The sequence below is a fragment of the uncultured Thiocystis sp. genome (genome assembly GCF_903866365.1).
Taxonomy (GTDB): domain Bacteria; phylum Pseudomonadota; class Gammaproteobacteria; order Chromatiales; family Chromatiaceae; genus Chromatium.
Genome location: NZ_CAIPNF010000109.1, coordinates 1 through 10152, shown reverse-complemented (window position 1 = coordinate 10152; position 10152 = coordinate 1). Strand labels below are relative to the sequence as shown.

At 60.8% G+C, this 10152-nt stretch carries 10 protein-coding genes and 1 tRNA gene; 5 read left to right on the top strand and 6 right to left on the bottom strand.

The genetic code is table 11. From position 1 onward, the window contains the following. Positions 1 to 738: 738 nt before the first annotated feature. The 5 genes from QZY07_RS06700 (at position 739) to QZY07_RS06685 (ending at position 3387) form a co-directional block, all read left to right on the top strand. A complete protein-coding gene (locus QZY07_RS06700; RefSeq protein ID WP_295400908.1) occupies positions 739 to 951 on the top strand; it encodes an AlpA family transcriptional regulator in 213 nt (70 codons plus the stop codon). Between the two features lie 276 nt (positions 952 to 1227). After that, the gene (locus tag QZY07_RS27330; RefSeq protein WP_363183840.1) at positions 1228 to 1545 is read left to right on the top strand and encodes a helix-turn-helix domain-containing protein; all 318 of its coding nucleotides are present in this window, start codon (positions 1228 to 1230) and stop codon (positions 1543 to 1545) included. Beyond that, positions 1529 to 2068 (top strand): hypothetical protein, encoded by a 540-nt coding sequence (locus tag QZY07_RS06695; RefSeq protein ID WP_295400906.1) that lies wholly within the window; start codon positions 1529 to 1531, stop codon positions 2066 to 2068. Before QZY07_RS27330 ends, QZY07_RS06695 begins: the two co-directional genes overlap by 17 nt. Positions 2069 to 2339: 271 nt before the next feature. Continuing rightward, positions 2340 to 2771: a hypothetical protein gene (locus QZY07_RS06690; protein ID WP_295400903.1), complete on the top strand. Its 432-nt coding sequence runs from the start codon at positions 2340 to 2342 to the stop codon at positions 2769 to 2771. A gap of 151 nt (positions 2772 to 2922) precedes the next feature. Next, positions 2923 to 3387 (top strand): recombinase family protein, encoded by a 465-nt coding sequence (locus QZY07_RS06685; RefSeq protein WP_295400900.1) that lies wholly within the window; start codon positions 2923 to 2925, stop codon positions 3385 to 3387. Between the two features lie 242 nt (positions 3388 to 3629). Here the strand turns inward: QZY07_RS06685 and QZY07_RS06680 are convergent. From QZY07_RS06680 to recA, 6 genes are all read right to left on the bottom strand, one after another. Beyond that, positions 3630 to 3721: transfer RNA gene (locus QZY07_RS06680), tRNA-Ser, on the bottom strand. A gap of 169 nt (positions 3722 to 3890) precedes the next feature. Continuing rightward, positions 3891 to 4109 carry a carbon storage regulator CsrA gene (gene csrA, locus QZY07_RS06675; RefSeq protein WP_295400897.1) on the bottom strand — a complete coding sequence of 73 codons (219 nt, stop codon included), beginning with the start codon at positions 4107 to 4109 and terminating at the stop codon, positions 3891 to 3893. A gap of 266 nt (positions 4110 to 4375) precedes the next feature. Next, a complete protein-coding gene (locus tag QZY07_RS06670; protein ID WP_295400894.1) occupies positions 4376 to 5605 on the bottom strand; it encodes an aspartate kinase in 1230 nt (409 codons plus the stop codon). Positions 5606 to 5662: 57 nt separating this feature from the next. Next, complete coding sequence (gene alaS / locus QZY07_RS06665) at positions 5663 to 8269, bottom strand: alanine--tRNA ligase (protein ID WP_295400892.1); 2607 nt, start codon at positions 8267 to 8269, stop codon at positions 5663 to 5665. Positions 8270 to 8304: 35 nt separating this feature from the next. Further along, positions 8305 to 8679, bottom strand: coding sequence for a regulatory protein RecX (locus QZY07_RS06660; RefSeq protein ID WP_295400890.1), 375 nt, complete (start codon positions 8677 to 8679; stop codon positions 8305 to 8307). A gap of 106 nt (positions 8680 to 8785) precedes the next feature. Beyond that, entirely contained in the window at positions 8786 to 9832 is a 1047-nt protein-coding gene (gene recA, locus QZY07_RS06655; protein WP_295400887.1) for a recombinase RecA, read from the bottom strand. Positions 9833 to 10152 lie beyond the last annotated feature (320 nt).

Genomic DNA, 10152 nt, shown 5'->3' with positions numbered 1-10152 from the left:
GTCATAGCGTCCGAAGTCGTCTAGTATAAGCCGTGTCGAAAAGGTGGCCGTTCGGGTGGTCGAGGGTGGCCGTCCGGGTGGTCGAGGTGGCTGAAACAGCGAGGCGGCAGATATGGCACTCACAGCAAGGCGAGTCGAGACAGCAGCAGCGGGAAAGTATGCCGACGGCGGTCGGTCCGGTCTCTGGCTTCAAGTTTCACCGACTGGCGCGCGGCGCTGGTTCGTCCGGGTGGTCGCGATCCGATCCAGCACCGGCACCAGCAAGCGGCAGCGCGGTACATTCGCGCGCACCGGCGCGGGTGGAGAAACCCGAAACAATGCTCGGCAGTGGGTCGATCTAGCGCAAGCTAGACAGCATGTAGTGCCTAGCTTTGGCTGACGACACAATCTATTGCGTGTTGTCTTGTTTAGGGCTATTGTGTGCGGAATCGACCGACTGCCGCCTAACTAAATTGCCGCGAACCTTGCGGATTTGGACTGGCCGGAACAATCCATAGAATGGGTGGCAGTCGCGGCATGGATGAAAGTCTAGGCGCTAAATCGTCGGCTAAGTGAGTGCGTGCCGACAAGGACAAGGGATCTCCATGGATGGCGAGTGATTGCGTTTATGCGCGGCCCTGAAAGACACCGGTTATGTCGAGCTAGCCCACCATGCGTCTGCGCGTGGTGGGGTTTTGCTCGCCGTCCGGTGCCTTCTCGCGTTCCGCGCGGTGAGCATCTACCCAGGTAGCTCATCACATGACCGAATCATCTAATACCTTCCTGCGAATCAAAACAGTCGTTTCCCGTACTGGCTTATCCCGCAGCACCCTCTACGCTCACATTCGATCCGGCACTTTCCCGGCACCTATCAAGATCGGCGTGAAGGCTTCGGCCTGGCTGTCGACCGACATTGATGCCTGGCAGCAAGCGCAGATTGACGCCTCGCGCACCGGCAAAGCGGCAGCGTGAGGCGATCATGGAAAAGACTCTCACGCGTCCGAGCCTGCGCGCGGCCATCAATGCCATGTGTCGGCAATGCGTCTATGACCCGCTGGCGAAAGGCTCCTGCCTTCAGCAAATCATCGAATGTGCCATTGCCGACTGTCCGCTCTATCCCTTGCGCAGACAGCGTAAAAGCCGTGTTTCTGGCGATCCGTCGATAGAGGGTATGTCGCGCCCGGCAACCCGTCAAAGTGGCCTTAACGAGGTTCCTGTCGACTCTGGCGATGGATTGCGAGGCGAGGGATGACCAGACAACAGAAAGCCGCGTCGACTCGGGATCGACGCGGCTTGGACAGGCATTCTCGGCACGGCCATTCTACACCAGCACGGCGGCGCAGCGAGTCAGCAGCAACTCAGTGTGCGCGCTTGCTCGCCTACCTTCAGCGGCGAGGCCATGTGTCGACCTTCGAGGCACGAGGCGGCGCGCTTCGCATTCCTCACCCAGCAGGAAGAGTGTTCGACTTGCGGTCGGCGGGTGTCGGCATTCTGACCGAATGGGACGAGCGGCAAGGTTGCGGTCGGTACTTCCTGCGAGGTAGTCACGATGCCATCGAAGGATAGAGGCCGGGTCAAGGGCCGCGCGACCAGTGGCAGCTTCACGGCGCTACCTCACTCGGTCTTTCGCGCCAGTGGCGAGCGACCCGCGCCAGTGGCAAATCTTCACCCATCGGCGCGCGCGTTCCTGGTGGACATCTGTCAGCAGTTGAACGGGCGCAACAATGGCAACCTGGCTGCTTCACCATCGGTCATGTCGGCTTATGGGTGGACCACCGGCAGCGGCATCAACTCGGCAGTGGTCGAGCTGGTGGCGTTCGGCTACCTGGTGCAGACCCGGCAAGGTGGACGCAACCGATGCAGCCTCTACGGGGTTACGTGGCGCGGTATCGACGAAGGGCCGCATGATGCGAAGCCGGACCCGGTACCGTTGAACCTCTGGCACGCGGACAAGGAAGAACAGCGCGATCCTGAATTCATGCGGCGCTGGAAATCCATTCAGCAAGGTCGGCGCGGTAAAAACGCTTCTCTCTATACGGACAAGGGTTCTCTCTCAAGAGAGAAGTCGGCAAGAAATGAGGCCGCTTAAAGGGCCTGGCTTCTCTCTATGCGGACAAGTCAGGGCCTTTTTCGCGTTTTTGCTTCTCTCTATATGGACACCTTCTATAAATCTACCATGTGGGTGCAGCTTTTCTGAGAGGCAGAAAGAGAGGCAAAAAGAGAGCGAGGCGCGCGCGCGGTCGACACTTCGCGCAATTTCGCGGCTCACGGATCGGACGGTAGAGGGTAAGGGTCCGGCAAGGATCAGAGGCCGGACGGCTCACGGATCGGTTTAGACGGCGATTGAGACGGGTGACGAAATGGCAGCAGCGAAGCGAGACGAGAAAGGCCGATTCCAGATCGGTAATCCTGGTGGTCCTGGTCGACTGAAGCGCCAGACCGAGGCCGGTTATCTGTCCGTGCTCATGGAAGCTTGCGACCTTGAGACATGGCGCGGCATTGTCGACCGCGCAGTGACCGATGCGACCGACGGCAACGAGAAGGCGCGGTCCTGGCTGGCGTCCTATCTGGTCGGCGCTCCGAGCGCAGAGGCACCCAGCACCAGCACGGTGGTCATTCAGCAGTTGTTGCACGTCGACCCGGCGCTTGATGCGGCAGCGGCGCAACTGGCGAAACCCGCCATCGGTCGCGAGAAATATCCGATCCTGCAAGCCGATGATGAATGGATCGACGCCATCAAGGCCGAGGCGGCGGCGGCGATCCTGGCAGCAGAGCAAACAGACGCTGGCTAGAAAATCTAGCGCAAGCTAGACGGCAAGTGATAAGCTAGAAAATCTAGCGCAAGCTAGACGGCAAGTGATAAGCTAGAAAATCTAGCGTAAGCTAGACGGCAAAGTGATAAGCTAGACTTTCTACCATCATCTAGCTTAGAGGCTTGCACCCATGACCGAACAAATTGCACTACGTTTTCCAGACGGCACGAAAGACCGCATCAAGGCCGCATCGCTTCCCGGCGAGAGTATGACCGGCGTCATTCTTCGCGCGCTCACCCAGATCGACAACGCAGCACCAGCACCGGACCAGATCCCAGACATTCGCGCAGACCTTGCTGCACTGGCGGCGAGAGTCGCGGCGCTTGAAGCTTCCCGACGTCGGGAAGTTGTCGAGGTCGACAAGATCGGCACCGAGGAGGTGGTGGTGATCGAGGAGGAGGTGGTGAAGGTCGAGGAGGTGGTGGTGGTCGGCAGCGATCCAGAGCGGCTATCGGCGCAGACCCGAGCGGCAGAACTGAAATCAGCAGGCGAGTCATTTCGCAAGATCGCGGCAACCCTCCATGCTGAAGGCTATCCGACCCGCAGCGGTCGCGGTCAGTGGCAGCCTGGCAGCGTCAAGGACATGCTCGGATAGGTGGCGGTCGATATCCATGTTGCCGGCGAACATGGCTAGACATCTGACCTGTCAAAACCTGATATCCGACTCGGGAAAACTCACGTTTGGAATGGTCCGTCGAGACTGAAAGGCGGGTGTCAGGTGGTCGCGGTTGCGGGTGGTCGACGGCTCAAGCGTCGTCTGAAAGGTGGTCTTTTAGGTGGTCGAGTGACTTTCCCGAAAGGCTTTATTCTTGCGATACAACTACTTGCGTTTTGAATTGGCGGAGAGAGAGGGATTCGAACCCTCGATAGGTTTTAAAGCCTATACTCCCTTAGCAGGGGAGCGCCTTCAGCCGCTCGGCCATCTCTCCAGTAATACGATTTTCTGACACCTAGGAAACAGGTTAAAAAATAGGTTTTTTAACTTTATCCTATTAGGGCGTTCGACGTAGGGTGTTCGGCGATCAGGTCAGCCAATTTAGCGACGAATATTCAAGATCAGGCCAAGCATCCTAACACGGCAGCCATCTCTTTTCCAACTCAATCAAGTTGGCCAGCGTGCCCCATCAGAGTCTCGCCTTGTCCTACTTCCGCTTGCTCCCGTTTGATCCGCTCGTAAATTTCTTCGCGATGCACGGATACCTCCCTAGGTGCGTTGACGCCAATGCGAACTTGATTACCTTTGACACCAAGGACCGTTACGGTGACTTCATCTCCGATCATAAGCGTTTCACCTACGCGGCGAGTCAAAATTAACATCGTTACTTTCTCCTTTCTTTACCTTTATTCCGATTCGATGATCCGCCCACTCCGGCAGCACGACCTTCGTCAGCGCCGCTTCCCGGAAGGCTTGATCAACTCCAGACCAAGTATCGATAAATGGCCTTATGTTGCAATTCTAGCAATTGCGATGGCATCACCATAGTTTTTTCACTTCCTGCAATGATATTTAGCCAATAAAATTGCTTGCAAGGTCATCGCGGGATGTTTTTCCGACCAGCGGTAAACCGTTCCATCTCGGCGACTCAGATTGGCATATCACGATCAAGCCGAAAGGCTTCATGAAGTGTACGCACGCCAAGCTCAAGATATTTTTCGTCGACCACGACCGAAATCTTGATTTCGGAGGTGGAGATCATGCGGATATTGATCCCCTCCCCGGCCAGACTGGCGAACATCTGGCTGGCGATTCCGGCATGGCTGCGCATCCCGACCCCGACCAGCGAGATCTTGACGATCCGCGCGTCGCCCAGCACCTGACGGGCTCCCAGTGCCTGGGCCAGGCCCTGGAGGATTTCCAGCGCCCGCGCATAGTCGTTGCGATGGACGGTGAAGGTAAAGTCCGTCGTGGCCGCCTGGTCGGCGATATTCTGGATGATCATGTCGACTTCGATGTTGGCGTCCGCGATCGGTCCCAGAATCCGGTGCGCCACGCCGGGCTGATCCGGCACGCCAAGCACGGTCAGTTTGGCCTCGTCGCGACTGAAGGCGATTCCGGAAATCTTGGCGTCTTCCACAATATCTTCCTCGAAGGTGATCAGGGTGCCCTCGCCCTCGTCGAAGCTGGAGAGCACACGCAAGGGAACCCGGTATTTTCCGGCAAACTCGACCGAGCGGATTTGCAGAATCTTGGAGCCCAGGCTCGCCATTTCCAGCATCTCCTCGAAGGTGATGCGGTCCAGTTTGCGGGCCTTGGGTTCGACGCGCGGGTCCGTCGTGTAGACCCCGTCGACGTCGGTATAGATCTGGCATTCGTCGGCCGTGAGCGCGGCGGCGATGGCCACCGCAGAGGTGTCCGAGCCGCCGCGACCGAGGGTAGTGATATCGCCGTGTTCGTCGATGCCCTGAAAACCGGCGATCACGACCACGCGCCCGGCGTCCAGGTCGGCCCGCACGCGCGCCGCGTCGATGTCGCGGATGCGCGCCTTGTTATGGGCGCTGTCGGTCAGGATATGCACCTGGCCGCCGGTATAGGAGCGGGCCGGACAGCCCTTGGCGGCGAGCGCCATGCTCAACAAGGCGATGGTGACCTGCTCGCCGGTGGACAGCAGCACGTCGAGTTCGCGCGGTTCCGGGCGTTCCTGGATCTGCTTCGCCAGCCCGATCAGGCGATCGGTCTCGCCCGACATGGCGGAGAGCACGACCACGACCCGATGCCCCTGGTCGGTCCAACGTTTGACCCGGTCGGCAACCAAGTGGATGCGTTCGACGCTCCCCACCGAGGTTCCACCGTATTTCTGCACAATCAGCGCCATCGATGCGTCCTAATCCGTCTGTCTTTCAGAGAGTTCAATGTTGCCCGGCGGGCGGTTTCATCCGGCCAGACGACTTCTCACCCAGCCATCCACCAATTCCAGGGCGGCGGGCAGACCTGCGGGATCGTTCCCGCCAGCCTGCGCCATATCCGGCCGCCCGCCGCCCTTGCCGCCGACCTTCCCGGCGACCAGGCCGATGAGTTCGCCGGCCTTGAGCCGATCGGTCAGATCCTTGGTGACGCCGGCCACCAGACTGACCTTGCCGTCCGACTCCGTGGCCAGGACGACCACGGCGGAGCCGAGTTTATCTTTGATCTGATCGAGCGTGGTCCGCAGGCTCTTGGGATCGGCACCATCGAGCCGGGCGGCGAGCACCTTGACGCCTTCCACCAGGATCGCCTGCGAGGCAAGATCCTGACCGGCGGAGCTGGCGAGTTTGGACTTGAGTTGCTCCAGTTCTTTTTCGAGCCGCCGGGCGCGCTCCATCAACTGAATGACGCGCTCGTCGACCTCCTCGCGTCCGCCCTTGAGCAGTCCAGCGAGACGCAACAGACGATCCTCATCGGCCTCGACCCAGTCCAGCGCGACGGCGCCCGTGGCGGCCTCGATGCGGCGCACGCCAGAGGCGATCCCGCCCTCGGCGAGAATCTTGACCAGGCCGATGTCGCCGACCGCCTTGACGTGGGTGCCGCCGCAGAGTTCGGTGGAAAAATCGCCCATGCGCAGCACGCGCACCTGTTCCGAATATTTTTCGCCGAAGAGCGCCACGGCCCCGGACGCCTTGGCGTCTTCCAGGTTCATGATCCGGGTTTCGACCAGATGATTGGCGCGGACCTCGCGATTGACCAGACGTTCGATGGTCAGTAACTGCTCGCGCGTGACCGGCTCGAAATGCGAGAAATCGAAACGTAGACGCTCCGGTCCAACCTGCGAGCCCTTCTGCTGGACATGCTCGCCCAGGACTTCGCGCAAGGCGGCATGCAGGAGATGAGTTGCCGAATGGTTCAGCGCGATCGCCGAACGCCGTGCCGCGTCCACGCGCGCCTCGACCCGGTCGCCGACCGCCAATTGCCCCTCGGTGACGCGCCCGATGTGGATCACGACACCCTCGCCTTTCTTTTGGGTGTCGAGCACCTCGAACCGGCCCGTCTCCGCGGTCAGCCAGCCACGGTCGCCGACCTGTCCGCCGGACTCGCCATAGAAGGGCGTGAGATCGAGGATCGCCAGCCCCTCCTCGTCGGCATCCAGGGTGTCGCAGGAATGACCGTCGCGGTAGAGCGCGACCACTGTCGCCTCTTCCCGGAGCCGTTCGTAGCCGCAGAAATCGGTCTCGCCCTGGATCTGGATGTCCAGCGTCTGCGTGGCACCGAATTGGCTCGCGGCCCGGGCGCGTTCTTTCTGCCGATCCATCGCCGTCTCGAAACCGTCCATATCCAGGCTCAGACCGCGCTCGCGCGCGATGTCCGCCGTGAGGTCGGTCGGGAAACCGAAGGTGTCGTAGAGCTTGAACACGGTCTCGCCGGGGATGCGGTCGTTCGCGAGTCCGGCAATCGCCTCGTCCAGGATGCGCATGCCATGCTCCAGGGTCTCGGCGAAGCGTTCTTCTTCAAGCAGAACCAGGCGTTCCACCTGCGCCTGACTGGTCAGGAGTTCGGGATAGGCGACGCCCATCTCCGTGACCAGCGGGGCCACCAGACGATGAAAAAAGGGTTCGGCGCAACCCAGCCGGTAGCCATGCCGGATGGCCCGCCGCATGATGCGCCGCAGCACGTAGCCGCGTCCTTCGTTGCCGGGGGTGACGCCATCGACGATCAGAAAGGCCGCCGAGCGGATGTGATCGGCGATCACCCGCAACGATTTGTCCGCGCGGTCGGCGCAGCCGGTGACCTGGGCCGCCGCATCGATCAGACGCCGGAAAAGATCGATGTCGTAATTGCTGTGAACCCCCTGCAGCACCGCCGCGAGGCGTTCCAGCCCCATGCCAGTGTCGACCGAGGGGCGCGGCAGTGGGGTCAGGTTGCCGTCGGCATCCCGATTGAACTGCATGAAGACCAGATTCCAGATCTCGACATAGCGATCGCCATCGGCGTCCGGCGAGCCGGGCGGTCCGCCGGGAATCTCCAGGCCATGATCGTAGAAGATCTCCGAGCAGGGGCCGCAGGGGCCGGTCTCGCCCATCGACCAGAAATTGTCCTTGGCGCCGCAGCGCGAAAAACGCGCGGGATCGACGCCGATCTCGTTCAGCCAGATCGCCGCCGCCTCGTCGTCCTCGGTAAACACCGTGATCCAGAGCTTCTCGGGCGGCAGGGCGAGTTCGCGGGTCAGATAGTCCCAGGCGAACCCGATGGCCTCGCGCTTAAAATAATCGCCGAAGCTGAAATTGCCGAGCATCTCGAAGAAGGTGTGATGGCGGGCGGTATAGCCGACATTCTCCAAGTCGTTATGCTTGCCGCCGGCGCGCACACAACGCTGGGAACTGACGGCACGGGTGTAGGCCCGCCGTTCGCGGCCCAGAAAAACCTCCTTGAACTGGACCATCCCGGCGTTGGTGAACAGCAGGGTCGGATCGTTGGCGGGCACCAGGGGGCTGGACGCCACCCGCTCATGCTGGCGCTGCGCGAAATAATCAAGGAAGCTCGCTCGAAGCTCTGCACTGGTCATCATGGGGAAGTCTCGAATGGACCGCTCGCGGGGTCCGGTCAGTCAGGCCAGCGCAGAACGCGCCGGATCGAATCAGTGGGAAAGCCGCGCTGCTCCAGGAAGCGCGCGCGTCGGCCATACTCAGCGCGATCGACGGGCGGCTCGGCACCGAAACGTCGATCGCAGGTGTCGGCCAGACAGGCCGGCCATTCGTCCCGCAGCGGTTCCAGGGAGCGTTCGATGAGGTCATCCTCAAGCCCTTTCTCGCGCAGTTCGCCGCGAATGCGCAGCGGCCCGAAGCCCTTGCCCATCCGCTCGGCTACGTAGTGTTCCGCCAGACGCGCCTCATCGACGAAACCTTCGGCTACCAGATGATCGAGCACCGCGTGAATGTCCTCTTCGACAAAGCCGCGAGCGGCAAGTTTGCGCGCCAACTCGCGACGCGCATGCTCGCGGATCGCGAGCAGCTTGAGGGCCAGGCGTTCGATCGCCGCCGTCGGGTCCGCCTCGCTCGTTTTTTGGGTCTGAACGCTCAGAATTTCAATCCTCGACCGGCGCCGCTGGTGGCTCTGGCTCTGGCGCCGGTTCGCCGCCCGCCTTCGGCAACCGCTTATCGCGGATCTTGGCCTCGATCGACTGCGCGATGGCGGGGTTTTCGCAGAGATAATTGCGCACGTTGTCCTTGCCCTGACCGATGCGGTTACCCTCGTAGCTGTACCAGGCGCCGGATTTCTCGATAAAACCCTCCTCAACGCCGAGCCCAATGATCTCGCCTTCGCGCGAAATGCCATGTCCATAGAGGATATCGAATTCGGCCTGCTTGAAGGGCGGCGCGACCTTGTTCTTGACGACCTTGACCTTGGTCTCGCTCCCGATCACTTCGTCGCCCTTCTTGATGCTGCCGGTGCGACGGATGTCGAGACGAACTGATGCGTAGAATTTGAGCGCGTTTCCACCCGTTGTGGTTTCGGGGGAGCCAAACATCACGCCAATTTTCATCCGGATCTGATTGATGAAGATGACGCAGCAATTGGAGCGATTGATATTCCCGGTGAGCTTGCGCAGCGCCTGCGACATCAGCCGCGCATGCAGGCCCATGTGCGAGTCGCCCATCTCGCCCTCGATCTCGGCCTTCGGCGTCAGCGCCGCCACCGAGTCCACCACCACCACATCGAGCGCGCCGGAGCGCACCAGCATGTCGGTGACCTCCAGCGCCTGCTCGCCGGTGTCCGGCTGGGAGACCAGGAGTTCCTTCATATTGACGCCGAGCTTTTCGGCGTAGACCGGATCCAGCGCGTGCTCGGCGTCGACGAAGGCCGCCGTGCCGCCCAGTTTCTGTGACTCGGCGATGATGTGCAGCGTGAGCGTGGTCTTGCCGGACGACTCCGGGCCGTAGATCTCGATGACGCGCCCCTTGGGCACCCCGCCAATCCCAAGCGCCAGGTCGAGACCGAGCGAGCCGGTGGAGATCGCCTCGATGTTGCGCACGGCACCCACGTCCCCCATGCGCATGACGGTGCCCTTACCGAACTGCTTGTCGATCTGGGTTAGCGCGGCGGCCAACGCCTTTTTGCGGTTCTCGTCCATTCAGTCTCCGTAAAACCTGATCTCAAATCAGGAATGCCAAACGCGTGATAAATTGAGTTTCGGCCACAGCGGAAATCGATAACTGCCATTCATCTTGGAAAGACGCCGATTATTGCATAGCCAACCCAGATGCGTCATTTCACCGCGCGGCGATTCAGCGCGACATATACTATCTGGGTATGCTAGGGCGTGTCATCAATTGTAGTTGTGTGGGAATATTGTCGCCCGACCACTTCAAAATGAACGAGGAGCCCGGATGACTCAGCGTCGCTATGCCCTGCGTGACGATCAATGGGAGCGGATCAAGAACCTCCTGCCTG